Origin of the sequence: Bradyrhizobium sp. TM239 (assembly GCF_036247985.1) — a bacterium.
Lineage (GTDB): Bacteria > Pseudomonadota > Alphaproteobacteria > Rhizobiales > Xanthobacteraceae > Bradyrhizobium > Bradyrhizobium ottawaense.
Genome location: NZ_BTIR01000014.1, coordinates 14,979 through 40,149 on the forward strand (window position 1 = coordinate 14,979; position 25,171 = coordinate 40,149).

23 protein-coding genes and 1 tRNA gene are annotated in these 25,171 nt (G+C 65.6%); 5 read left to right on the forward strand and 19 right to left on the reverse strand.

What is annotated here, in order from left to right; all coding sequences use genetic code 11:
- Nucleotides 1–206 precede the first annotated feature (206 nt).
- The 8 genes from rpe to AABA84_RS24145 form a co-directional block, all read right to left on the reverse strand.
- Nucleotides 207–944 (reverse strand): ribulose-phosphate 3-epimerase, encoded by a 738-nt coding sequence (gene rpe / locus AABA84_RS24110; protein WP_338313429.1) that lies wholly within the window; start codon nt 942–944, stop codon nt 207–209.
- Nucleotides 941–1,873, reverse strand: coding sequence for a CbbX protein (cbbX, locus tag AABA84_RS24115; RefSeq protein WP_338313431.1), 933 nt, complete (start codon nt 1,871–1,873; stop codon nt 941–943). Before cbbX ends, rpe begins: the two co-directional genes overlap by 4 nt.
- Nucleotides 1,874–1,970: 97 nt before the next feature.
- A complete protein-coding gene (locus AABA84_RS24120; protein ID WP_212247617.1) occupies nt 1,971–2,378 on the reverse strand; it encodes a ribulose bisphosphate carboxylase small subunit in 408 nt (135 codons plus the stop codon).
- Between the two features lie 11 nt (nt 2,379–2,389).
- The gene (locus AABA84_RS24125; RefSeq protein ID WP_028144065.1) at nt 2,390–3,850 is read right to left on the reverse strand and encodes a form I ribulose bisphosphate carboxylase large subunit; all 1,461 of its coding nucleotides are present in this window, start codon (nt 3,848–3,850) and stop codon (nt 2,390–2,392) included.
- Nucleotides 3,851–3,888: 38 nt separating this feature from the next.
- Nucleotides 3,889–4,974, reverse strand: a complete 1,086-nt coding sequence (gene fba, locus AABA84_RS24130) for a class II fructose-bisphosphate aldolase (RefSeq protein ID WP_028144066.1) — start codon at nt 4,972–4,974, stop codon at nt 3,889–3,891.
- Nucleotides 4,975–4,986: 12 nt separating this feature from the next.
- Nucleotides 4,987–7,005, reverse strand: coding sequence for a transketolase (tkt, locus tag AABA84_RS24135; RefSeq protein WP_338313433.1), 2,019 nt, complete (start codon nt 7,003–7,005; stop codon nt 4,987–4,989).
- 16 nt (nt 7,006–7,021) lie between these two features.
- Nucleotides 7,022–7,897: a phosphoribulokinase gene (locus tag AABA84_RS24140; RefSeq protein WP_212247613.1), complete on the reverse strand. Its 876-nt coding sequence runs from the start codon at nt 7,895–7,897 to the stop codon at nt 7,022–7,024.
- Between the two features lie 12 nt (nt 7,898–7,909).
- Nucleotides 7,910–8,947, reverse strand: a complete 1,038-nt coding sequence (locus AABA84_RS24145) for a class 1 fructose-bisphosphatase (RefSeq protein ID WP_212247611.1) — start codon at nt 8,945–8,947, stop codon at nt 7,910–7,912.
- Nucleotides 8,948–9,065: 118 nt separating this feature from the next.
- On the opposite strand from AABA84_RS24145, the gene AABA84_RS24150 reads away from it, so the two are divergent.
- Nucleotides 9,066–10,043 (forward strand): LysR family transcriptional regulator, encoded by a 978-nt coding sequence (locus AABA84_RS24150; protein ID WP_212247609.1) that lies wholly within the window; start codon nt 9,066–9,068, stop codon nt 10,041–10,043.
- Between the two features lie 229 nt (nt 10,044–10,272).
- Here the strand turns inward: AABA84_RS24150 and AABA84_RS24155 are convergent, their stop codons facing one another.
- Nucleotides 10,273–11,169, reverse strand: coding sequence for an NAD-dependent epimerase/dehydratase family protein (locus AABA84_RS24155; protein ID WP_212247607.1), 897 nt, complete (start codon nt 11,167–11,169; stop codon nt 10,273–10,275).
- Nucleotides 11,166–11,690, reverse strand: a complete 525-nt coding sequence (gene rfbC / locus AABA84_RS24160) for a dTDP-4-dehydrorhamnose 3,5-epimerase (protein ID WP_338313436.1) — start codon at nt 11,688–11,690, stop codon at nt 11,166–11,168. The genes AABA84_RS24155 and rfbC overlap by 4 nt, the downstream gene beginning before the upstream one ends.
- 152 nt (nt 11,691–11,842) lie before the next feature.
- Here rfbC and AABA84_RS24165 point away from each other — a divergent pair, with 152 nt between their 5' ends.
- Nucleotides 11,843–13,075 (forward strand): class I SAM-dependent methyltransferase, encoded by a 1,233-nt coding sequence (locus AABA84_RS24165; RefSeq protein WP_338313438.1) that lies wholly within the window; start codon nt 11,843–11,845, stop codon nt 13,073–13,075.
- A 14-nt stretch (nt 13,076–13,089) separates the two neighbouring features.
- On the opposite strand, the gene AABA84_RS24170 is transcribed toward AABA84_RS24165, so the two are convergent.
- The 5 genes from AABA84_RS24170 to AABA84_RS24190 form a co-directional block, all read right to left on the reverse strand.
- Nucleotides 13,090–13,287, reverse strand: coding sequence for a hypothetical protein (locus AABA84_RS24170; protein ID WP_338313440.1), 198 nt, complete (start codon nt 13,285–13,287; stop codon nt 13,090–13,092).
- A gap of 150 nt (nt 13,288–13,437) precedes the next feature.
- The gene (locus AABA84_RS24175; RefSeq protein WP_338308482.1) at nt 13,438–13,857 is read right to left on the reverse strand and encodes a DUF4118 domain-containing protein; all 420 of its coding nucleotides are present in this window, start codon (nt 13,855–13,857) and stop codon (nt 13,438–13,440) included.
- A gap of 146 nt (nt 13,858–14,003) precedes the next feature.
- Entirely contained in the window at nt 14,004–15,191 is a 1,188-nt protein-coding gene (locus AABA84_RS24180; protein WP_338313442.1) for an MFS transporter, read from the reverse strand.
- Nucleotides 15,192–15,240: 49 nt separating this feature from the next.
- Nucleotides 15,241–15,795 carry a TetR/AcrR family transcriptional regulator gene (locus tag AABA84_RS24185; protein WP_338313444.1) on the reverse strand — a complete coding sequence of 185 codons (555 nt, stop codon included), beginning with the start codon at nt 15,793–15,795 and terminating at the stop codon, nt 15,241–15,243.
- Nucleotides 15,796–16,960: 1,165 nt separating this feature from the next.
- Nucleotides 16,961–17,914 carry an N-carbamoyl-D-amino-acid hydrolase gene (locus AABA84_RS24190; RefSeq protein WP_338313446.1) on the reverse strand — a complete coding sequence of 318 codons (954 nt, stop codon included), beginning with the start codon at nt 17,912–17,914 and terminating at the stop codon, nt 16,961–16,963.
- 276 nt (nt 17,915–18,190) lie between these two features.
- Here AABA84_RS24190 and AABA84_RS24195 point away from each other — a divergent pair, with 276 nt between their 5' ends.
- Both AABA84_RS24195 and AABA84_RS24200 read left to right on the forward strand, forming a co-directional pair.
- Nucleotides 18,191–18,415, forward strand: a complete 225-nt coding sequence (locus AABA84_RS24195) for a hypothetical protein (protein WP_028141616.1) — start codon at nt 18,191–18,193, stop codon at nt 18,413–18,415.
- A gap of 249 nt (nt 18,416–18,664) precedes the next feature.
- A complete protein-coding gene (locus tag AABA84_RS24200) occupies nt 18,665–18,991 on the forward strand; it encodes a hypothetical protein (protein WP_212249366.1) in 327 nt (108 codons plus the stop codon).
- Between the two features lie 31 nt (nt 18,992–19,022).
- Here the strand turns inward: AABA84_RS24200 and AABA84_RS24205 are convergent, their stop codons facing one another.
- The 4 genes from AABA84_RS24205 to AABA84_RS24220 form a co-directional block, all read right to left on the reverse strand.
- The gene (locus AABA84_RS24205; protein ID WP_212249378.1) at nt 19,023–20,294 is read right to left on the reverse strand and encodes an MFS transporter; all 1,272 of its coding nucleotides are present in this window, start codon (nt 20,292–20,294) and stop codon (nt 19,023–19,025) included.
- Between the two features lie 284 nt (nt 20,295–20,578).
- The gene (locus AABA84_RS24210; RefSeq protein WP_028141619.1) at nt 20,579–21,937 is read right to left on the reverse strand and encodes a sigma-54-dependent transcriptional regulator; all 1,359 of its coding nucleotides are present in this window, start codon (nt 21,935–21,937) and stop codon (nt 20,579–20,581) included.
- Nucleotides 21,934–23,721, reverse strand: coding sequence for an ATP-binding protein (locus AABA84_RS24215; RefSeq protein WP_338313448.1), 1,788 nt, complete (start codon nt 23,719–23,721; stop codon nt 21,934–21,936). Before AABA84_RS24215 ends, AABA84_RS24210 begins: the two co-directional genes overlap by 4 nt.
- A 295-nt stretch (nt 23,722–24,016) precedes the next feature.
- Nucleotides 24,017–24,093: transfer RNA gene (locus AABA84_RS24220), tRNA-Pro, on the reverse strand.
- A 68-nt stretch (nt 24,094–24,161) separates the two neighbouring features.
- Here AABA84_RS24220 and AABA84_RS24225 point away from each other — a divergent pair.
- Nucleotides 24,162–25,151: an L-threonylcarbamoyladenylate synthase gene (locus AABA84_RS24225; RefSeq protein ID WP_338313450.1), complete on the forward strand. Its 990-nt coding sequence runs from the start codon at nt 24,162–24,164 to the stop codon at nt 25,149–25,151.
- Nucleotides 25,152–25,171: the final 20 nt, after the last annotated feature.

Genomic DNA, 25,171 nt, shown 5'->3' on the forward strand with positions numbered 1-25,171 from the left:
ACGCTCTCTGCAGCTCTTGAACCACAGATTGTGGAGCGGCGCATTGCGTCGCCGTTAACCGCGCATGTACTTCGACACCGTTGGTTACCCCGGCATGAAAATTATCGCCCGAGTCGCGCTGGATTCTCCGTAAGATCCCGGGAACAATCCGGTCCTTGAGGCCTTCGCTAATTTGGCGCAATCAGCCTTGTGATGCCGTCCGTAATCTACCGGGTGCGCGCGCTTTCCCCGAGGCGCATCGGCTGCACGGCATGATCCCGCAGCTTTGGCACCCGGCCGGTCTCGGCGGCGACGCGAATGGCCTCGATATTTGCGGCATACTCCGCAACGCTCTTGCCGCGAAACACCGCGGAACCCGCCACCAGCGTATCGGCGCCCGCGGCGGCCACGGCAGCGGCATTGTCGCGCGTGACACCGCCGTCGACCTCGAGCCGGATCGGCCGGTCGCCGATCATGGCTTTGATCCGCTCGATTTTCGGAAGCTGGGATTCGAGGAACGACTGACCGCCGAATCCCGGATTGACCGTCATCACCAGCACGAGATCGATGCGATCGAGCACATAGGCGATCGCACTCTCGGGCGTCGCGGGACACAGGCTGACGCCGGCCTTCTTGCCGAGCGCGCGGATGGCTTGAAGCGAACGGTCGAGATGCGGGCCGGCTTCGGCATGAACCGTGATGACGTCGGCCCCCGCCTTCGCGAACGCCTCGAGATAGGGATCGACAGGCGCAATCATGAGATGCACGTCAAAGATCTTCTTCGTCATCGGCCGGATCGCCTTGATGACATCGGCGCCGAAACTGATGTTCGGCACGAAGTGGCCGTCCATGACGTCGCAATGGATCCAGTCGGCGCCGGCCGTGTCGATTGCCGCGATCTCCTCGCCGAGGCGCGCGAAATCCGCGGCCAGGATCGAGGGAGCGATGATGATCTCTCTGGTCATGGCTTTGCACTCCGCGCGTCGGCGCCGCCGCTGAAGACACGGCTCGCCAGAACATCCATGGGGTCGATGGTTTCGAGGTCGTCGACGTCGAGCATGCGATCGAGATCGGACACCAGCCGATCGGCCTGCCGCAAGCGGATACGGTCGACGGCGTTGCGGATCGAGCGCGCATTGGAGAAGAACGGCTGCGTACGGCGTAGTGCGATGTACTTCTCGAACGCCTCACGTGCCGCCGCCGAGAGGCGATAGCCCCGCTCCTTCAGCATCAGCTCGGCGATGACCAGCAGCTCGTCTTCCGCATAGTCCGGAAATTCGATGTGGTGGGCGATGCGCGAGCGGAAGCCGGGATTGGAGGCGAAGAATCTCGTCATGCGCTCGCCATAGCCGGCAAGAATCACGACGAGGTCCTCGCGCTGGTTCTCCATCACCTGGAGCAGGATCTCGATGGCCTCCTGACCGTAGTCGCGCTCGTTGTCGGGGCGATGCAGATAATAGGCCTCGTCGATGAACAGCACGCCGCCCATCGCCTTCTTCAATATCTCTTTGGTCTTCGGCGCGGTGTGGCCGATATACTGGCCGACGAGATCGTCGCGCGTCACCGAGATCACCTGTCCGCGCCGCACGAAACCGAGGCCGTGCAGGATCTTGGCCATGCGCAGCGCCACAGTCGTCTTGCCGGTACCGGGGTTGCCGGTAAACGACATGTGCAGCGTCGGCGGCGCGGAGGCCAGGCCCGCGCGCTGCCGGATGCGCTCGATCAGCAGCAGCGAGGCGATCTGGCGCACGCGGTTCTTCACCGGCTTCAATCCGATCAGCTCCCGCTCGAGCTGCTGCAGCGTGTCGGTGATCCCGGCCGCTTCGGCTTCCTTGCGGAGATCGAATTGGGTCTCGCCGGGCTCAGTCGTCGTTGCGTGGGGAACATCCAGCATCGGTACCTCGAAGAAAGGAGCTTCGCCGCGGGGGAGCGGCGAAGCAGTGGTCCGCCAAGGATGCGGAGCAGGGAGAGCTCCGCGCGGAGCGGATGACTTAAGTTGGCGCGTGCGCGGCCGGCCGGCGCACGGTGGTGTAACGGATCGCGCGGCCACCGACTTCCTGCCGCACCAGCTCGAACTCCGCCTCATGCGGCGGCCGATTGACGAGGAAGGAGATCCGCACCGATTCCCAGCCGTGGCTGGAATCGAAGCCGCAGATGCGGATGTAGCTGTTACCGTACACCCTGCGGCACTCCGCGAGCTCCATCATCACGCCGGCGGCGTCCTGAAGGTCGAACATCGGCAGGCCCCACATCTCCCAATAGGTATTGCGGGGATGGGGATCATCGGTGAACTCGATATTCACCGCCCAACCGTTTCCAAGACAATATTGCACCTGCTTGTAGATCTGGTCGTCAGTGAGATCGGGCAGGAACGAAAAGCAACCCTGAGTGAGTTTCATGCTGCGTCTCCTCAAACGGTTTCGAGCGCGGTCGGCACGAAGTCCGGCGTGTCGGTGGATTGATAGTTGAAGGTCACGTCCTTCCAGACCTCGAGCGCCGCCTTCAGCGGCGTGCAGGTCTCGGCCGCCCTGGCCAGGATCTCCGGGCCCTCGTGGACGTAGTCGCGCCCCTCGTTACGGGCGAGGATCATAGCCTCCAGCGCCACGCGGTTGGCGATCGCGCCGGCCGCGATGCCCATGGGATGGCCGATGGTGCCGCCGCCGAATTGCAGCACGACGTCTTCGCCGAGCAGATCGAGCAGCTGATGCATCTGGCCGGCATGGATGCCGCCGGAGGCGACCGGCATCATCTTGTTCAGGCTCGCCCAGTTCTGGTCGAAGAACAGGCCATGCTCGAGCTTGGTCGGGTTGAAGTCTTCGCGGCAGACGTCGTAATAGCCGCGCGTGGTGTTGGGATCGCCTTCCAGCTTGCCGACCACCGTGCCGGCATGGATGTGGTCGACACCCGCGAGCCGCATCCACTTGGCGATGACGCGGAACGACACGCCGTGGCTCTTCTGCCGCGTATAGGTCGAGTGACCGGCGCGATGCAGATGCAAAATCATGTCGTTGCGCCGCGCCCATTTGGCCATCGACTGGATCGCGGTGTAGCCGATCACGAGGTCGATCATGACGATGCACGACCCGAGCTCCTTGGCGAACTCGGCACGCTCGTACATGTCCTCCATCGTGCCCGCGGTGATGTTCAGGTAGGTGCCCTTCACTTCGCCGGAGGCCGCCTGCGCGCGGTTCACGGCCTCCATGCAATAGAGGAAGCGATCGCGCCAGTGCATGAAGGGCTGCGAGTTGATGTTCTCGTCGTCCTTGGTGAAGTCGAGACCGCCCTTCAGCGCCTCGTAGACCACGCGGCCGTAGTTGCGGCCCGAAAGCCCGAGCTTCGGCTTCACCGTCGCGCCCAGCAGCGGCCGGCCGAACTTGTCGAGCCGCTCGCGCTCGACCACGATGCCGGTCGCCGGTCCCTGGAAGGTCTTCACATAGGCGACGGGGAAGCGCATGTCTTCCAGACGCAGCGCCTTGAGCGGCTTGAAGCCGAACACGTTGCCGATGATCGAGGCCGAGAGGTTCGCGATCGAACCCGGCTCGAACAGGTCGAGGTCATAGGCGATGTAGGCGAAATACGAGCCCGGCGTGCCCGGCACCGGATCGACGCGGTAGCATTTCGCGCGATACTTCTCAGCGGCCGTGAGGCGATCGGTCCACACCACGGTCCAGGTCGCGGTCGAGGATTCACCGGCGACGGCCGCGGACGCTTCGATCGGGTCAACGCCTTCCTGGGGCGTGACGCGAAACAGCGCGATGACGTCGGTGTCCTTTGGCGTGTAGTCAGGCTCCCAATAGCCCATGCGCTTGTATTCCATGACGCCCGAGCGATAGCGCTCTTTGCCGCGGACCGTGCCGGTATGTGCGTTCATGTCTCTCTCCTGCTGTTTTCTCTGTTGTTTCCGATTGACTAGGCCGCAACGGGCTCGCGAGCATCGACGCGCGGATCGAGCTCGCCGGCGCGATAGCGCCGCGCCATCTCGCTCAAGGGAATGACCTTGATCTTGCTGGCATGGCCCGCGGTACCGAACTGCTCGAAACGGTCGCGACAGAGTTCGCGCATCGCGTCCATCGCCGGCTTGAGGAATTTGCGCGGGTCGAACTCGGAACGCGTTTGCGCGGCGACCTTGCGGAACACCGCTGTCATCGCCAGCCGACAGTCGGTGTCGATATTGACCTTGCGCACGCCGCTCTTGATGCCGCGGACGATCTCCTCGACCGGCACACCCCAGGTCTGCGGCATCTCGCCGCCGAACTGGTTGAACATGTCCTGCAGCGGCTGCGGCACCGAGGAGGAGCCGTGCATGACGAGGTGCGTATTCGGCAGCCGGCGATGGATCTCCTCGACCACCCGCATCGCCAGGATGTCGCCATCAGGCTTCCGGCTGAACTTGTAGGCGCCGTGCGAGGTGCCCATCGCGATGGCGAGCGCATCGACCTTGGTGGCCCGGACGAAGTCGACAGCCTGGTCGGGATCGGTCAGAAGCTGGTCGTGGCTGACCGTGCCCTCGACGCCGTGACCATCCTCCTGCTCGCCGCCGCCGTGCTCGAGCGAGCCGAGCACGCCGAGCTCGCCTTCGACGGAGGCGCCGACCCAGTGGGCGAGATCGACGACGCGGCGGGTGATCGCGACGTTGTAATCGTAATCGGCGGCTGTCTTGGCGTCGGCCTTGAGCGAACCGTCCATCATGACGGAGGTGAAGCCGTGGGCGATGGCGGACGCGCAGGTCGCTTCGTCATTGCCGTGGTCCTGGTGCATGCAGAGCGGGATGTCGGGATAGGTCCGCTCCAGGGCGTCGATCATGTGCGAGAGCATGAGATCGCCGGCGTAGCTGCGCGCGCCGCGCGAAGCCTGGATGATGACGGGCGCATCGACCTCGGCCGCCGCCTGCATGATCGCGATGCCCTGCTCCATGTTGTTGATATTGAATGCCGGCACCGCGTAGCCATGAGAGGCGGCATGGTCGAGCAGTTGGCGAAGTGTGATACGGGCCACGAGAAGTCCTCCTTATTGGCTCTTGCGGGCGATCGCCCGGCGGGCGGCTTCCGCAATGCTTTGCGGTGTGATGCCGAATTCGCGGTACAGCACCGGCGCCGGCGCCGAGGCGCCGAAGCCGCGCATGCCGACGAACTCGCCGTCGGAGCCGATCCACCGCAACCAGTCGCCCTGCACCGCCGCCTCGATTCCGACGCGCGGCGCGGTTCCGAGCACGCTGGCGCGGTAATCGTCCGGCTGCTCCTCGAACAGGGCGAAGCAAGGCGCGGACGCCACGGCGGCGCGGATGTGCTCGGTCGCGAGCAGGCGGGCGGCTTCCATCGCAATCGACACTTCCGAGCCGGTTGCGATCAGCGTCACGTCGCGGCCGCCGTCCGGCGAGACGACGAGATAGGCGCCGCGTGAGACGCGGTTTCTGCCGCGCGCATCGCTGCGGAAGGTCGGCAGCGCCTGACGCGACAGGCACAGCACGGACGGACGATTCTCTGAATTGAGCGCGCAGTCCCAGGCTTCCAGCGTCTCCACTGCGTCGGCGGGGCGGAATACCAGCAGGTTAGGGATCACGCGCAGCGCGGCAAGGTGTTCGACAGGCTGATGCGTCGGACCGTCCTCGCCGAGCCCGATGGAATCGTGGGTCATCACATGGATGACGCGCAGCCGCATCAGGGCCGCAAGGCGGATCGCCGGCCGGCTGTAGTCGGAAAACGCGAGGAACGTGCCGCCATAGGGGATGAAGCCGCCATGCAGCGCGAGGCCGTTCATCGCGGCGGCCATGCCGTGCTCGCGAATGCCGTAGTGGATGTAGTCGCCGGCGAACGCCTCGCGCTTGACGGGGACTTGCACCTTGGCGTGCGTCAGGTTCGAATGCGTCAGGTCCGCGGAGCCGCCGACCAAGCCGGCAATTGTCCCGGCGATGCCGTCGAGCACCTGTTGCGAAGCCTGCCGCGTCGCGAGCTTCGGACGTTCGGATGCAAAGCGTTCGCGCAATTTCGCCGCGGCCAGCGCATAGGCGGCCGGCAGGGCAACCGCCTTGCCTTCGACGAACATGTCGCGCTGCTCGGGCGTCACGCATTCATAGCGATCGAGCCAGGCGAGCCGATCGACCTGGCCGCGTTGCCCGATCATCCGCCACGCCTTCTGGATCGTGACAGGCACCACGAAGGGCTGATAGTCCCAACCCAGCGTCCGGCGCGCTGCAGCGGCCTGCTCGGTCCCGAGCGGCGCACCATGGGCTTTCTCCGTGCCCTGCCTATCGGGCGCGCCGTAACCGATGACGGTGCGGCAGGCGATCAGCGACGGTTTTGCCGTCTCCCGCTCCTCCGCGATCGCCTGCGCGATCGCTTCGGGATCGTGTCCGTCGATGCCGCGCACCGACCAGCCCGACGCCGCGAAACGCGCGAGCTGGTCGTCGGACGTTGCCAGCGAGGTCGGCCCGTCGATGGAGATTCCGTTGTCGTCGAACAGCACGATCAGGCGGCCGAGCCCGAGATGGCCGGCGAGCGAGAGCGCTTCCTGGCTGAGGCCCTCCATCAGGCAGCCGTCACCGGCGATCACATAGGTGAAGTGATCGACGAGACCGTCGCCATGCCGCGCATTGGCCATCCGCTCGGCGAGCGCCATGCCGACCGCGGTCGCGATCCCCTGCCCCAGCGGCCCTGTCGTCATCTCGACGCCCGGCGTGTGGCCGTATTCCGGATGCCCCGGCGTCTTCGAGCCCCATTGCCGGAACGCCTTGATGTCGTCGAGGCTAACGTCGCCGCCGGTCAGATGCAGCAGCGCATAGAGCAGCATCGAACCATGGCCCGCCGACAGCACGAAGCGGTCGCGATCCGGCCAATTAGGATGCGCCGAATCGAATTTCAGGAAGCGCGAGAACAGCACGGTTGCGACATCGGCCATGCCCATGGGAAGGCCGGGATGACCCGACTGCGAGGTCTCGATGGCATCGACCGCAAGGAAGCGGACGGCGTTGGCGAGATCATTGTGCGTGACCGCCGTGAGGTCGGCTTCGGCATGAACCGAGATGTTCATCGGATTCTCTCCTCGTTCACTTCAAGCTGCGCTTGCGCTCGATCAACTGCATGATCAGCGGCGTCAGGATCAACTGCATGGCGAGATCGAGCTTCGCGCCGGGACACACGATCGAGTTCGCGCGGGACATCCAGCTCTGCGGCAACATCGAGAGCAGATAGGGGAAGTCGATGCCGCGCGGATTCTTGAAGCGGATCACCACCATGGATTCGTCCGGCGTCGGGATCCAGCGCGCGACGAACGGATTGGAGGTGTCCACCGTCGGCACGCGCTGGAAGTTGATGTCGGTTTCGGTGAATTGCGGGCAGATATAGTGGATGTAGTCGGGCATCCGCCGCAGGATGGTGTCGGTGACGGCCTCGGTCGAATAGCCCCGCGCGCTGCGATCGCGATGCAGCTTCTGGATCCATTCGAGATTGATGACCGGCACGACGCCGATCTTGAGGTCGGCATAGCGCGCGACATTGACCTTGTCGGTGACGACGGCGCCGTGCAGGCCCTCGTAGAACAGCAGGTCCGAATTCTCCGGCAGCCGCTTCCAATCGGTGAAGGTGCCGGGCGCCGTGCCATGCAGTGCGGACTCCTCGGCGTCATGCACGTAGTGCCGTGTCGTCGCGGTGCCGGTCTCGCCATAATCGCGGAACGCGCGCTCCAGCTCCTCGAACAGGTTGGTCTCGGGGCTGAAATGGCTGAAGTGCTTGTTGCCGCGATCGGCCTCCTTCGCCATCTGCGCGCGCATCTCGACGCGGTCGTAGCGATGGAAGGCGTCACCCTCGATGTAGGCCGCGTTGACTTTCTCGCGGAAGAAAATCTGCTCGAACGTCTTCTTGACCGAGGTGGTGCCGGCGCCGGAGGAGCCGGTGATAGAGATGATGGGATGCTTCCTGGACATCGGACGCCCTCCTCACAGCCGGAAGAATCCGCGCCGCGCGAACAGCGGCGCTGAGACGCTGGCAACCAGCAGCGGATCGCAATGCAGTTCCTCGACCCGGCGCACCTCGTTGCTCGAGCCCATGATCAGCGGCACGCGCTGGTGCAGGTTCTGCGCCGAGAGATCGAGGATGCGCTCGCGTCCCGTTGTGGCGGAGCCGCCGGCCTGCTCGATGATCATGGCCATCGGATGCGCCTCGTAAGTCAGGCGCAGGCGGCCGTCGCCATAGCCGGGGCGCGCGTCCGAGGGATAGAGGAAGACGCCGCCCCGGGTGAGGATGCGATAGGCCTCGGCAACCAGCGAGCCGACCCAGCGCATGTTGAAATCGTGGTTGGCGGGCCCTTCGACGCCGGCGAGGCACTCGTCGACGAAGGCACGCACCGGCGAATCCCAGTGCCGGCGGTTCGACGCGTTGATCGCGAACTCCTCGCAGGCCTCGGCGATCTGCGCGCCGCTGCGCGCGAGGCGGAAGCAGCCCGCCTTGCGATCGAGCGTGAAGATGTCGACGCCCTCGCCGAGCGTCAGCACCAGCGAGGTCTGGGGCCCGTAGGTGACGAAGCCTGCCGCAAGCTGCGCCGAGCCGCGCTGATGGAAGGCGAGCGAGAGGTCGTCCGGCGCGGGCAGGATCGAGAAGATCGTGCCGACCGTCATGTTGATGTCGATGTTGGAGGAGCCGTCGAGCGGATCGATCGCGATGCAGATGCGGCCGTCGCGATCGCAGATCTGGGCTTCGCGCATCTCTTCCGAGGCGAGCGCTGCGATCGGCAGCTTGCTGAGATAGCGGCGCAGGATCGCATCCGCCTGCACGTCGAGATCGCGCTGGACGTCGCCGTCGCTGTTGCGGCCGGTGGTCAGGCCGGAGGCGTCGGCGAGATCTCCGGTGGCGATCAGGTCGGCGATCTCGATGGCCGCCGCCGCGATGGCATCGACCGCGGCCGCCACCGCAAGCGCGTGAGGCGCGGTCTCGGAATACCGTTGAAGATGGTCGTCCAGCCTCAGTTGCCCGGTCATCTGCGCATCCCCTCTGCCGGCGCCGTATCCAGTTCCCTCCCCTCTGGAGGTCGGTACGGTCAGTCCCGGCATCAGGAGATTGACAGGGGCAGCTTAATAAGGAAAATTTCTATTCATAATGAGCGTCAAAGAATTTTCTTATAATGGCCCCAGCCATGCGGCGGCCCAGCTCCGGCATCTGACGATCCGGCAGCTGCGCTCGCTTGCGGCGCTCTCGGCTAAGGGCAGCGTGACGGCGGCGTCCGGCCATCTCGGGCTGACCCAGCCGGCCGTGACCCAGCAACTCCGGCAGCTTCAGGACCTCGCTGGCCTGCCGCTGGTGCAGCGGACCGGCGACGGCATGCTGCTGACGGAGGCCGGCAAGGAGGTGCTGACGCTGGCCGAACGGGTCGAGGCCGCCATCATGGACTGCCAGGGCGCGCTCGACCTGCTCGCGGGGCGGACCGGCGGCACCGTGCATCTCGGCGCGGTCTCGACCGCGAAGTATTTCGTGCCGCATGCGATCGCGGCGTTCTCCAAGCGGTACCCCAAGATCGAGATCAAGCTGACCATCGGCAATCGCGAGGAGATCCGCGAGGCCATGCACGGCTACGACCTCGATTTCGCGGTGATGGGTCGGCCACCGGCCGACGTCACCGTCGACGTCCGCCAGCTCGGGCGCAATCCGCACATCATCGTCGCACGCAAGGGACACTGGCTGGAGAACGATTCCGGCCTCAACCTCACCGACCTCGTGCACGAGACCTTCCTCACCCGCGAACCCGGCTCGGGCACGCGGACGCTGATGGAGGGCATGTTCCAGAAGTCCGACCTCGAGCCGATCATCGGCATGGAGATGAGCAGCAACGAGACCATCAAGCAGGCGGTGATCGCCGGGCTCGGCATCGCCTTCATCTCGGCCCACACGGTGGCACATGAGCTCACCGAGGGCCGACTCATCGTGCTCGACGTCGCGGGCCTGCCGATCGTGCGGCAATGGTACGTGATCCGCCGCAGCGACAAGGTACTGCTGCCGCCGGCGCAGGCGATGTTCGATTTTCTGGGCTCGGAGGGGTCGAACTATCTGCCCGAGGTGCCCGAGTTCAGCGCACGATAACCGGCCGGCACTCAGCTCATCAGCTTCATGGCGACGGTCGCCGCCAGGATCACGATGATCTGGAGCAGACGCTCCGTCGTGAAGATGCGGTTGAACGTGGTCATCGCTTGCCCCGGCCGACGTGAAGGAGATTTCGGTCGGCCTGTTGCTAGCACAGGCAGGCAGCCAGACAACTCCGTAATTGCCACGGGTGCCGCTTGCCGCCGGCCTGTTGCGAGGAGACCGCACGTCATCCCCTCCCCGGCAGACGGTCGATCCACCATGCCAGAGCGCGCGCGGCGCCCTCCTCGAATCCGATGACCGGCACGCCCGCGATCACGTCGCGGAGGCGGCGGACGTCGGCGGCAATGATCGGTTCGGCGTCGACGCCCGTTGCATCGACGGCGCCGAACCTGACCAGATGGCGTGCTTTGAGGAGACCTGCGACATGCTCGATCACGCTGCGCAGGCTGCGCACTTCGCCGCTGGCGAGATTGACGACACCAGAGAGCTCGCTGTCGAGCACGGCGGCGATCATCCGCGCGAGGTCATCGACATAGGCGAAATCGCGCAGCTGCCCGCCATGCGAGCAGTCGAAGTTTTGTCCCGCGCGAAGGCTTCGGATCAGCGCAGGGATCAGGCGCGCCTCGGGCTCGTGCGGGCCGAACGGGACAAACACGCGGCCCCAGACGGCGCCTGCCGCGATGTAGGCTTCGGCCGCAGCGAGCTTGGCTTGACCGTACAATGTCGTGGGGCGGCATGGGCTGATGCGCTCATCACATGGGCCGCTCTGCGGTCCGTATTCGAGGCAGCTTCCGATGCCGAGGATCCGGCTGACGCCGCAGGCCCGCGCGCGCGACAGCAGGTCAATGCTCGCCTCAGCCCAGAGCCGGTTGACCGGATCTTCGCGATAACGGCCCGGCCGGACTTCCCAGGCGAGATGAACCAGGTGCGTCGGACGCGACTCAGACAGCGCGTGCACACGGCCGGCTTCGGTGAGGAGATCAGCCGCATGCCAGATCACGCCCGCCGCTGCCGGTTGAGCCGAGCGCGCGACGCCGTGGACCTCCAAGCCGCGATCGACCAGCACAGGCAACAGCGCACGGCCCAGGAATCCGGAAGCGCCCGTGACCAGCACCCGCGTCATGCGAGACACGGCAGCGCGCGGTCGCGCGCGGACAGAATAGGATCGGCAAGCGGCCAGTCGATCGCGAGCGATGGATCGTCCCAGCGAATGCCGGCCGCGCCTTGCGCGTCATAGGGCACATCGATGCAATACATCAGCTCGGTCGCATCGACGAGCGTCTGGAAGCCGTGCGCGCATCCGGCGGGAATGAATACGGCATTGCCACGGCCGGCGGCGAGCTCGACCGAGCACCATTGTCCGTAGGTCGGCAGCGACCGGCGCAGATCGACGATCACGTCGAAAGCGCGGCCGGCAACGCACCGCACCAGCTTGGCCTCCGGCCGGCCGGCCTGGTAGTGCAGGCCGCGCAACGTGCCGGCGCGCTCGTTATGCGAGAGGCTCTGTTGCGCGAAATGCGTCGGCAGGCCCTGCGCCGCGAAGGCCTCAGTATCGAACAGCCGGGCGAAGAATCCGCGCGCGTCGGTCTCCGGTTCGATGCCGATCTCAACCACGCCTGGCAGCGCCAATGCAGTGAACTTCATCCCGGGCCCCCGCACCGCGACGCCGCCATTGCGAACGTCGGTTCACCGAAACGCCTTTTGGGTTGCATCATGCGCAACGTTGTCGGAATTTCCGTGGCTTGAGAGAATTCACTAACAGCCGCGGCACGACGGCACAACGGGACGATCCGTTCATGGACAGGCACCGATGCCACTTTTGCACGCGGGAGCTCGACGAGACCTTCGTCGATCTCGGCCTGTCGCCTTTGGCGAATTCTTATCTGCCGCCGGAGCGGGCGGATGCGACCGAGCCAACCTATCCGCTGCATGCCCGTGCGTGCGGCGCCTGCGGGCTGGTGCAGCTTCCGCAATTCGAGCCTGCGGCCAACATCTTCGACCAGTATCTCTATTATTCGTCCTATTCCGAGAGCTGGCTGCTTCATGCGGAGAGCTACGCCGCCGAGATGATCGTCCGCGCGAAGCTCGGAGCAGCGTCCGAGGTGATCGAGATCGCCAGCAATGACGGATATCTGCTGCAGTATTTCCAGCACGCCGGCATCCGCGCGCTCGGGATCGAGCCGGCCAGCGGCCCGGCGACAGCTGCAATCGCCAAGGGGATCCCGACCCGGACCTGCTATTTCGGTCGCGACGTCGCGACCGCGCTGCGCGCGGAAGGCCACAGGCCCGAGCTGATCGTTGCCAACAACGTGTTGCCGCACGTCCCTGATATCAACGATTTCGTCGCGGGCCTGCGCATCCTCCTGCCCGAGACCGGGCGCGCGACGCTGGAGCTTCCGCATCTGTTGCACCTGATCGGAGCCATCCAGTTCGACACGATCTATCACGAGCATCTGTCGTACTTCTCGCTGGCGACCATCGAGACAGTCTTTCGCGCACATGCGCTGCGCGTCTTCGACGTGGATGAATTGCCGACCCATGGCGGCTCGCTCCGTCTGCACGTCTGCAGCGAAGCTGCGCCTCCGAGCGGCTCGTCTGCACTCGAGAGCTTGCGCCAACGCGAGACCACGGCGGGGCTCGACCGGCCCGCGATCTATCGTGACTTTCAGGCCAAGGTGGCGGCGAAGCGCGAGACGATCCGCGACTTTCTCGTCGCGGCGCGGCGCGCGGGCAAGACGGTGCTGGCCTACGGCGCGCCCGCGAAGGGCAACACGCTGCTCAATTATTGCGACGTCACGCGCGAGCTGATTCCGTTCACCGTGGACCGCAATCCGCACAAGCAGGGTCTGCTGCTTCCGGGAACGCATCTGCCGATCCGCAATCCCGCCGCCCTGATCGCGGCCAGGCCCGACTACGTCTTCATCCTGCCCTGGAATCTGAAGGACGAGATCATCGCCCAGCTGGCGGAGGTTCGCGCCTGGGGCGGACAATTCGTGGTGCCCGCGCCCGATCTGACCATCATATCGTGAGCGATGGTTAACGATCAGGCTGCAAGCGGGGCGGCGAAGTCCGCGCGTGCCGCGAAATAGGCTTCCAGCTCCAAGAGCGCCCGCGCTTCCCAATCGCTCGCCTGCTCCAGCAGCGACCAGCTCTGGCCCGGGCGGAACGCAGCGGTCTGGCGATAGAGCGATGCGATGCCGCGGTAGCGGCGCACATTCTCCAAGATGGCGTGACCGTTCATGTCCGAAAACTCCCTCGTCATTCCCGGGGGAGAAACTGCGGCCAAATCTTTTTCGAAAAGTTAGCGGCGCGCAGCAAGCTCGCGGATGGTTGCCGGACTGTTGCGCGCACGCAACGTGCACGGTCGCGCAAGGACGACCTCGAGAGCGAATTATTGCGGATTCGTTGCCGCGCTTTCGCCCGGGGACTTCAGCCCGCCCCGGCTGACGATCCTCATCATCTCGCGGCAGAGATCGGCAAGGCCAATCAGCAGCACGGCGAGCAGGCAGAACAGGTTGATGGAATCGGTATTTGCGCTGGATAGCGCGTTGAACTCGAAGAAGGGCGGAATGAATGCCCACCACACGAGGGGAATGGTGAACAGCGCGGCAAACCCCGCCGCCGGCGTGCCTGCTACAAGGCCGAGCACGAACAGGCCGGGCAGGAACGCTGCAAAATAGAGCTTTGCGCCGAGCGCAACGCAAACGCCCTGAAACGCAGCCGACATGGCGACAACGACGCATCCGAGCAGAAACGCCTGCCACGACCATGGCCGTACCCGCGGTACGCCAAACAGCCCCGCACGCCTCATCAGCCTCCCCCTGCCGCCCATTGACCGGGCCCGCTTGAGACCAAAGTACTACAGCAGCACCGAAATCGCGAGATGCAAATTGCATCACCCGGCTGCCTCCCGCGGCCTGGTAAACGGCCGCATCGCACAATTGCTGCGACCGCCGTCTATTCCATCGCCGCATAGAGCAAGCCGATGACGGGCAGAGCGAGGCCGATGGCCGATGCGAGCGTCCAGCCGCCTTGCGCGAAGGCCCAGGCGCCGATTGCGGAGCCGGCGGCGCCGGCCGTGAAGAACGTCGCCATGTAGAGGCCGTTGAGGCGGCTGCGGTGCTCGTGCCCGAGCGCGAAGATGGCGCGGAAACCGAGCACGACGTTGCCCTGGACACCGACGTCGATGGCAATTGCCGCCACGACCAGACCGACCAGGTTCAGCATCGAGCCGGGCGCGCCGATATAGGTCACGAGGAAGCCCCCGGCCGCGAGCAGCATCGCGACCAGTGTCGCGATGCGGCTGTGGCCGCGATCGGCGAGCCGTCCGGCGATTGGCGCCGCGAACACGCCGGCCACACCGGCCAGCGCGAACAGCGCGATGCCGCGCTGGGTGAAGCCGAACGCATCCGCGAGCTGAAGCGGCGCCACTGTCCAGAACAGGGTGAAGCAGCCGAACAGGCTGGCCTGATAGAGCGCCCGGCGCCGCAGCAGCGGCGTGGCCCGCACCAGATGCGGCATCGACAGCAACAGCTCGCCATAGTGCATCCGCGTCACCGGCCTGCGGATCGGCAGCGTCATCCAGAGCACAGCCGTCAGCACGATCATCAGCGCGGCGGAGGCGAAGAACACTGCGTGCCACGACAGCGCCGAGGTGACGAAGCTCGACACCGGACGCGCCAGCATGATGCCGAGCATCAGGCCGGTCGAGACGTTGCCGACGACGCGGCCGCGAATGGCTTCCGGCGCCAGATGCGCGGCATAGGGAATGATGATCTGCACCGCGACCGAACCGAGGCCGATGAACAGCGCGGCGATCAGGAACGGCGTCGCATGGGTGGCGAACGCGGCGGCGAGCAGGGCCGCCGCGCCGAGCGTGATGACGGAGCAGATCAGGATGCGGTTCTCGACGAGATCGCCGAGCGGCACGATCAGCAGCAGCCCGGTGCCGTAGCCGATCTGCGTCATGGTGACGATCAGCCCGCTAGCTGCGTGCGACAGGCCGAGCGCGGCGCTGATCGGGGCGATCAGCGGCTGCGCATAGTAGATGTTGGCCGCGATCATGCCGCAGGCCGCGGCAAGCACGAAGGTCAGGCGCTGCGACACCGCATCCGGCGCGGTCTCGATCGTGGCATTCATCGTCATTCGTTGACTCCAGAATAGGGAACGATCGTTCCCTAAAGTGACAAAAAATTCAGGCGAGCAGCTTCATCGCGACACCGACCAGCCGCTCACCGTCGAGCGTCAGGCGCGCCTTGCCGACGACGCGCATTCCCTGCGTGATGCAGATCATCAGCCGCGCGGTGTCGTCGGCATCGACATGGCGCGGGATCGAGCCGTCGGCCTGCCCCTCGCGAATGAGGCCGGCGATGAAGTCTTCGTTGATCTTGAGCTGCGCACCGACGCGGGCGGCGACGACAGAATCGACCGCCGACAATTCGACCGCGCTGCCGACCACGAGGCAGCCGCGCCGTCCCTCGGCGCCCTGGGACTGCGCGACATAGGACAGCAGCACGTTGCGGATCCGATCGCGGCCGTTTGTGCCGCGCCGGGCGGCGCTGCGGGTCTGCTCCTGGCGCAGCGCCGTATAGCGCTCGAAGGCGGCCAGGAACACCGCATGCTTGTCGCGAAACGCCTTGTAGATGCTTCCCGTCGCCAGCCGCATCGCCGCGGTAAGGTCGCCGATGGAGGTCGCATGATAGCCGCGCTCCCGAAACACCCGCACGGCGCGGTCCAGCGCCGTGGCCATGTCGAATTCACGGGGACGACCGGGCGGACGGGGGGCAGACTGGGATCGGCGGACGGCTTTTTGCATCGCGGCATAATAGGGAATGATTGCTCCCTAATAAAGACACGTGGTTGTGATGGGGTGGGATCGCGTCCAGGCGCGCGTGTCCCGGACGCGCTGCGGCACGCAGTGACGCTGCGCAGAGCCGGGACCCAGAAAGCGACAGGGCGCGCTGCGGATGGATGGGCCCCGGCTCTGCAGCGCACCACTTCGTGCTGCGCAGCGTCCGGGGCACGAGAGCGGAGTGAGGCGCACGTCTGCCTTCACATCGTCGTTGCGAGGAGCCCTTGCGACGAAGCAATCCAGAGTCTTTCCGCGGAAAGATTCTGGATTGGAGTGTGGGGCGGTAGGTTGCTTCTCCAAATGACGCCGTCATTCCCCGCGAAAGCGGGGAATCCAGTACGCCGCAGCTTCTCGGTTCAATCATTACGGCCTCTGGAATACTGGATCGCCCGGTCAAGGCCGGGCGATGACAGCGCGTATGTGGTTGCAGACATGCCTTCGCAGCCTCGCGGCGGATTTCGCCCGAGCTTTGCTTCATCTTTCGCCCCTCCAATCCAAGAGGGCGCAGGGAAGACCGGGTGCCGGCTCGCACCCGCGGTCCGCTGCGCGAAATGCACACGCAGAAAGAACCGCACAGCAGCATACAGGTGGTGCCGATCACTCGGCCTTCCCTGCGCGATGGTCGGACGGCTTATGCCGTGATCTCCCGGGAGCCGAGTTCCCTCTGGCCTCCCTCGCCCCGCGAATTGGATGATGCAGTCTGCCCGGTTGGGCTCGCTCGCATCTTCGCGGAAGCTTGACCGTAGCAACGACGGCCAGGACCACACGGTTTTGCCGTACGCGTTCAGCGTCGCTCGTCCGCACGCGGTTTCGGGCTCACAGGGACTACCCGCCCTGCCCGCTACCATCTCGTGCCGACGCTGCCGCGTCCACCGCAAGCCCGGCTCGCGAAACGTGACGACGCGCGATCGCCCCTCAAGGTCAAGCCGGGATGGACGACACATACGCCGAAACCGAATTTCGGTAAAGTGGAATATTTTTCCGCGCGAGGATTGACAGAGGGCGACACAGGTCCGGCCTCGTAGCCCGGATGGAGCGCCAGCTCCATCCGGGCTACGGGAGATCACTCCGGCACCGGCATTCCGTCCGCCATGATGGATCGCCCCTTCCGTTCCACGATCATCCCATAAGCCTGCGGCTGGCGGTGAAGGTCGAAATTGAAGGTGGTGCGCTTGTAGGAGTTGCAGAGGTCGAGATCGCAGCGCGCCAGCGCGATCTCGTCGCCCTTGGTCGTGCATCGCGCGATGATCTCGCCCGAGGGCGCGATGATGCAGCTGCCGCCGATGTGATCCACCCCCTCCTCGACGCCGGCCTTGGCGACGCCGACCACGAAAGTGCCGTTCTGGTAGGCGCCGGCCTGCATCACCAGATGGTTGTGGAACAGCGAGAGATCGTCATGCTCGGGCGCGGGCGGATTGTGCACCGGCGTGTTGTAGCCGATCAGCACCATCTCGACGCCCTGCAGGCCCATCACCCGGTAGGTCTCGCTCCAGCGGCGGTCGTTGCAGATCGCCATGCCCATCACGCCGCCGAAGGCCTCGGTCACGCCAAAACCGCTGCCCGGCTCGAAGTAGCGCTTTTCCAGATGCTGAAATTTCCGCCACGGCTCGGGCTCGGCATGGCCGGGCAGATGGACTTTGCGATACTTCGAGACGATCGCGCCGCTCTTGTCGACCAGAATGGACGTGTTGTAGCGCCGGACAATTCCGTCCTCGACCGTCAGCTCGGCATAACCGAGATAGAAGCCGATGCCGATCTCGCGGGCGAGATCGAACAGGGCACGCGTCTCCGGCCCCGGCATCTCGCGCTCGAAAAAACTGTCGATCTCGGCCTGATCCTCAAAATACCAGCGCGGAAAAAACGTCGTCAGCGCAAGCTCGGGATAGACGATCAGATCGCAGCCGCCGGCTTTCGCCTCGCGCATCAAGGCCATCAGCCGGGCGACAACTTCCGTCCTGCTCGCGGTCCTTGCGATCGGGCCAAGCTGGCCGGCTGCGATAGTTACGAATCTCGCCACGCCTCATTCCCTCGTCTTCCGGAGTGCATCGGGCCTTGAGCCTATCGAGCAGCGCACCGCGCGCACAGGCCGGCTCGACCCATCGTCGCGACGAGGCACAATCAAATTCCATGCCTGTGGGTATCATTGTGCAGCGTCCGGCGGCCGCGCATCAGAATTCCGGAACTTCGTTGCGAATCTGCAACGGTTCCCCACCGTCTGAAGCCGGACAAAACAAACTCCCATTCCGGCCACGAACCGCTCTCACAAGGCCGTGAGACTATCAGGGGAACGACGATGCGCGCACAACGCGTTTGGAAAGTGAATGGGGACGCCAGCATCGGGCAGCTCCAATCCAGACTGGACGATCTGAACAAGCGTCTCGGTCAGCTCGAAAACCAGCATCCGGAGAGCTGGAAGCTGGAAGAACTGAGAGCAAGCGCGCTCAGCCTGTCGCGCGAGATCGACGATATCCGCTGCGCCGAGGCCACGGCGGCACTGAGCGAGTTGCTGCGGAAGTAGTCACCCCCTGGCGATTCGGCATTGCGTAGGATGGGTAGAGCGCAGCGAAACCCGTCGCTCCCTCTCGGTCGCGCGAGGAACCAACCTCTCTCGCCGTCATTTCCATGAGAGCATGGAGCACGATCATGACCAGGCACCTGACGCGAACCCATCTCGCGCGCGGCGTGGCCGGCGCGGTGTCCACGTTGGTCCTGTGCGCGACGGCGGCCTTCGCCCTCGCGCGCCATTTCGCATTGTAAGGGATTTCGCATGACGTCCGATCCCGAAGAGCAGGTGCGGCTGCAAGGCTTTGGCGAGATGACGCTACGCACGGCAATCGCGACACTGACGACGCTCGCGCCGCGCGAACGCTCGGAGACTGCGATCTTCCGCGTCCGCGACGGCGTCCGGCTGGCACAAAGCGAGATCGCCGAACTCGCCTCACACTGGGACATCGAGCCCGCGCCCAACGTGCGATCTCCGAGGCTGGTCCCGGAGCAGCACTGGCCGGACATCGTGCGCGGCATGGTGCGCGAGGCCCCGCTGCCGGCGCTGATGGTGGCGTTTCTGGTGGGCGTGGTGGTGGCAAGGCGGTGAGGAACCCCACCGCCCGCCCGGGGATCCCGACCTATTCGTGACGATCCATCGCGGACGTCGCCTTGGTGTCGCGCATCGTCAGATAGACCAGCAGCGAAACCGCGATGCAGCCGGTCAGATACCAGTAGAACCAGCTTTCGTGGCCGATCGACTTGAACCATAACGCGATCGATTCGGCGGTACCGCCGAAGATCGAGACGGTCAGCGCATAGGGCACCCCGACGCCCGTTGCGCGTACGCTGGTCGGAAACAGTTCCGCCTTCACCACCGCATTGATCGCGGTATAGCCCGACACGATCATCCAGGCGGCGGCGATCAGCAGGAAGGCGGAAAATGCATCGTGCGTGGCCTGCAGGGTCGTCAGCAAGGGAATGGTGAACAACGTGCCGGACACGCCGAAGCCGATCAGCAGCCATTTGCGCCCGATGCGGTCGGAGATCGCACCGTAGACCGGTTGCAGCACCATCGCGAAGACGAGGCTTCCCGCTGTCACCATGGTGGTCTGGTCGTCGGTCAGCTTCACCGACAGGCGGAGGAATTTCTGCATATAGGTGGTGTAGGTGTAGAATGCCGCCGTGCCGCCCATGGTCAGCCCCACCACGAGCATCAGCTCGCGCGGGTAGTTCAGCAGCGCGCGGATCGAGCTGGATTTCTTCACCGCGGCCTGGCTGCTCTTGAAGGCGTCGGTCTCGTGCAGATTGCTCCGCATCAAGGCCGCGACGACCGCGAGCACGGCACCGAACGCAAACGGCACGCGCCAGCCCCAGGCCCGGATCTCGTCAGTCGAGAGAAACACCTTCTGCAGGAGAAGCAGCACGAGGATGGCGCAGAGCTGCCCGCCGATCAGGGTCACGTACTGGAAGCTGGAGTAGAAGCCGCGATTCTTCTCGTCGGCGACCTCACTGAGATAGGTGGCGCTGGTGCCGTATTCGCCGCCGAGGCTCAGCCCCTGCAGGACCCGCGCAAGGCCAAGGATGACGGGAGCGGCCAGACCGATCGAAGCATAAGTCGGTGTCACCGCAATGATCAGCGACCCGAAGCACATCATCACGACGGACAGCGTCAGCGCGTTGCGCCGGCCATAGCGATCGGCCAGATGGCCGAACATCCAGCCGCCGAGCGGGCGCACCAGGAAGCCCGCAGCAAACAGCAGCGCCGCATTGAGCTGCTGCACCACCTCGTCGCCATCAGGGAAGAACGCCTTGGCGAAATACAGGGAGAACGCCGCATAGGCGTAGAAATCGTACCACTCGACGAGATTGCCGACCGAGCCGACGAAGATCGCGCGCAACCGGCGCTTCATGTCGGTGATATCGGCACGCTGCTCCGTGACGGGCGCTCCGACAGTCTGAATTGAGGCTTCCTGTGAACTCACGACGTCCTCCGCAGATTTATTGGAAAACCGGATGGCTTCGGCGCTGCTTCAGCAACGGCCGTGCCAATCGTGAGCGGCACGCGAAAACGGTGGGAATTGCCGTAAATTGCGCAGCTTTTTGAGGATGACGGCCACGCGAGGGCGGGAGCGTCGGCAAGAATCCGCCGATGCAAATGTCGACATCGGCGGATTTCCGCCGATCAATCGCCGGCTCAGGGCTCCTTGCGGCCGGGCCGCGCCAGCGCGTATTTCGCCATCTTCTCGTTCAGCGTCCGGCGCGGCACGCCGAGCTCCTCGGTGACGGCGGCAATCGACCAGTCATGCTCGCGCAAGGCGGCCTCGATCAGCGCACGCTCGTAGGCCGCAACACGGTCGGCGAGCGACCGCTGCGGCGCTCCCGGTTCGCCGCGTCGAAGGATCTCGGCGACGCTGCGACCGGTCGCGACCAGTCCCAGCGCATAGCGTTCGGCGACGTTCTTCAGCTCGCGCACATTGCCAGGCCAGTCATGGGCGAGCAGCGCATCGAGATCGTCCGCCCGCAGCGGCGACATCGTGCGGCCCGCGCCCTGGGCGGCAGCGGCGGCAAAATGCTCGAACAGCAGCAGGACGTCATTGCCGCGCTCGCGCAGCGCCGGCAGGTGAACCTCCGCCGCCGCAAGACGGAAGTAAAGATCGGAGCGGAAGCGCCCCTGGCGGCTGTCGGCCGCGAGATCACCCTTGGCTGCCGCGATGACGCGAACGTCGACCGGCAGCAGCTTGTTGGACCCGACCCGCTCGATCGCGCGCTCCTGCAGCGCCCGCAGGATCTTGGCCTGGAACGGAAGCGGCATGCTTTCGATCTCGTCGAGCAACAGCGTGCCGCCACTCGCGTGCTCGAACTTTCCGATGCGGGCGCCACGTGCGCCGGTGAAGGCGCCGGCCTCATGGCCGAACAATTCGCTTTCGAACAATTCGGCCGGGATCGCGGCGCAGTTCACGGCAACGAAAGGCGCCTTCGCGCGCGGGCCGAAATCGTGCAGGGCCCGCGCCACCACCTCCTTGCCGGTTCCGGTCTCGCCGGTGACGATCACGTCGCGATCGTGACCGGCGAGCTCGAGCACGCTGGCACGCACCGCGACCATCGGCTTCGACAGGCCGATCAGGCGGGCATCGATCTCGCCGGGCGCGGCGAGACGATCCGAGAGCTGGCGAAGCTGCAATTTCAACTGTCGCCGCTCGATCGCGCGGGTCATGACTGCCGAGAGCAGCTCGGGATCATGAGGCTTCTGCAGGAAATCGTAGGCGCCCTCGCGCATCGCAGCGACCGCCAGAGGCACGTCGCCATGCGCGGTCAGGAGCACGACGGGAATATCAGGATCGGCGCGGCGAATGTCGCGCATCAACTCGAGCCCGGATCGCTGCGGCATGCGAAAATCGGTCAGCACGGCGTCGGGCGGAGTTTCCTTCACGAGGCGCATGGCCTCGTCCGCGCCCGCGGCAACCCGGACCGTGAACCCACCCAGCTCCAGCCACTGCCGCACCGAATTGCGGACGATCTCCTCGTCATCGACGACGAGCAAGGACCCGCTCATGCCTGCAGTTCCGATTGCTGGGAAACCGGCGCGACATCCACGACCGGAATGACGACCTTGAAAGTCGAGCCTTTGCCCGGCGCGCTCTCCACCAAGATATCTCCTCCGAACTCCCTGACGATTCCGTACGAGATCGAGAGCCCGAGGCCAAGCCCCTCGCCGATCTCCTTGGTGGTGAAGAACGGGTCGAACAGCGATTTGAGGTGCTCGGGTGCGATGCCGGCGCCGGTGTCGCCGACCTCGATCACAGCGCTGTCGTCGCGGCGGCCGAGCCGGACCTGGAGCACCCGCCGCTCGCAATCGCGCATCGCATCGATCGCATTCGACAGCAGATTGACGACGACCTGCTCGAGCCGGATCGGATTGGCAAGGCTATGGAGCGGCTCGGCAGGCGCCTCGCGCACCACCTCGATATGCTCGTGGTCGATGCGGTATTGCAACAGGCGGACCGCATTGTCGATGACAGGCGCCAGCTCTACAGCGCTGCGCGTCCCAGTCTCCTTGCGCGCGAACATGCGCAGGTGATCGATCAGTGCCATCATGCGCTCGGCGATCGATGACATCAGGTCGAGGTTGGCGGCCGCGCGATCGACCTCGTTGCGGCGGAGCAGGACGCGACTGCTCGCGACATAGGTGATCAGCGCCGCGAGCGGCTGGTTGATCTCGTGCGCGACGCCGGCAAGCGCCTGGCCGAGGCTCGCGAGCTTGGCGCTCTGCACCAGGCTTTCCATGGTCCGGCGCAGCTCTTCGGTGCGCTCGGCCACGCGCCGCTCGAGAACGTCATGCGCCTCGAGCTTCGCCCTGACGGCCTGCCGCCGCTGCCAGGCAACCAGCACGACCAGCAGCGAGGCGACGAGAGCCAGGACGCTCGCGATCGCGACGGTCGCCGCACTGCGCTTGGCATCCGCGACGTCCGAGAACAGGAGCAGCTTCCAGCCCTGATCGTGCGGATGGACCTGAAGGGCGTATTCCCCGAACTCGGCATTGCCGCGGCCTCGCGCGCGACCGATCTGGATGCGCTGACGGTCGCGCTCGGGCACGAAGATTGGAGCGGCGTCGATCGCCTGACCGAATTGCTGTACGGCGTTCAGTTCAGCGAGCCGCTCGGCAGGGATCGGGAGCAGGGGACGATATTTCCAGTCCTCGCGGCTGGCGAGGAAGATCACGCCGTTCTCGTCCTCCATCGCCACGAGGTCGCCGGCCCGCGCCCAGTCGGACTCGAGCGAACCGAGATCGATCTTGACCACGGCGACGCCGAGGGTTTTGCCGCCCTCCACGATCCGATGCGACAGGAAATAGCCGGGCTGTCCCGTGGTGGCGCCGACGGCGTAGTAATGGCCCTCGCCGGCGCGCATGGCGTCCAGGAAGTAGGCGCGGAACGCGTAATTGTGTCCGACGAAACTCGAATCCTGGTCGAAATTGCTCGCCGCCAGAGCGAGACCGGTGCTGTCGAGGACATACAGCTCGGCCGATCGAGCTCCCTGGTTGAGCGATTTGAGGTAGCGATTCGCGGCGGCGGTCGCCGATGCGTCGTGGGGATCGCGGTAGAGCTCGCGGATGGGATCGGCGAGCGACAGAACCGCCGGCAAATAGCGATAGCGCGCGACGGTCGCGTCGAAGGTGCTTGCAATCAGCGCAAGCCGGTCATTGCCCTCCCGCTGCATGCGCGCAAACCCTGCATCCAGCGCGAGAACGTAGGCCAGCCAGCCCACCGCCGCGATCACCGCAAGCGAGAGAGCGCCCGTCAGCGTGTGCCGCCGCAGAGCTGGACGAGGAGTTTGCATCTGGGCTCCGGACCGGGACGATATCGCTAGGTAGCATATCGCGCGACCGGCGCCCGAGGGGAACGCCGCGCGGAAAAGGGGCTGCTGGGGGCATGCCGAGCCGTCCGGTCGGTCGGGTCCGGCCCCTTGGGCCGCAACAAGCCATGCCGCCGCAACAGACCGCCCCGCCCGTGCAAATCGGCCGTGGACCCGATCTGAAAATCGTTGCAGAAAGGCGCTCCCGAGGCGCTGGCGGCCGGTCCGCCAAGCCTCTGGAAAACGTCAACTTTTGGGAAAACGTCAACTTTTGGAAGAATGGTCGGAGTGGCAGGATTCGAACCTGCGACCCCTGCGTCCCGAACGCAGTGCTCTACCGGGCTGAGCCACACTCCGACAAGAAGGCGGCTTATAGCGGCGGGTTCGGCGCACTGCAAGCGGCCGGCATGAGGAATTTTGTCCCTGTGAAAACGGGTCTTGAAACGCTGATTTTACCGGCCGGCGAGGCCGGCGCCGAGGCTGCGGCCCGCACGCTGGCCGCCGGCGGGCTGGTCGCGTTTCCGACCGAGACCGTCTACGGGCTCGGGGCGGATGCGGCCAATGCCGCCGCGATCGCCCATCTCTACGCCGCCAAGGGGCGGCCGGCTTTCAATCCGCTGATCGCCCATGTCGCCGATATTGCCGCCGCACGGCGGATCGGCCGGTTCGACGCCCGCGCGTTGAGGCTCGCGGAAGCGTTCTGGCCGGGGCCGCTGACGCTGGTGGTGCCGAAGGCGGAGGACTGCCCGGTGGTGGATCTCGCCACCGCGGGCCTCGACACGGTCGCGATTCGCATCCCCGCCCACGAGGTGGCGCAGGCGATCCTGCGCGCCTTCGGCGGCGCCGTGGTGGCGCCGTCCGCCAATATCTCCGGCCACGTCTCGCCGACGCTGGCGGCCCATGTCGAGAGCGACCTGGCGGGGCGGATCGACCTGATCGTCGACGGCGGGGCTGTTACGGTCGGCGTCGAATCGACCATTGTCGGCTGCCTCGACGCGCCGATGCTGCTGCGCCCCGGCGGGCTGTCGCGCGAGCGGATCGAGGCGGTGCTGGGTACGCCCCTGGCGCGGCCGCCGGTGGAGGCCGAAAGCTGCGACAGCCAGCCGCTGGCACCGGGCATGCTGGCCTCGCATTACGCGCCGCGCGCCAGCGTGCGGCTTCGCGCGCAGGACGTTGCGGCCGGCGAAGCGCTGCTGGCGTTTGGCTCTGAGCGCCTGCCTGGCGTCGATGCTGCCGTCGCTGTCATGAACTTGTCGCCCACCGGTGATCTCGATGAAGCCGCCGCCAATCTGTTCGGCTATCTTCGCGCCCTCGATGCGAAGGGGCCACGGGCCATCGCGGTGATGACGATCCCCGAAGACGAACTGGGCGAAGCGATCAATGACCGGCTGCGCCGGGCTGCGGTGGCGAGATAAGAGCGAAGTAGAGACGAGAC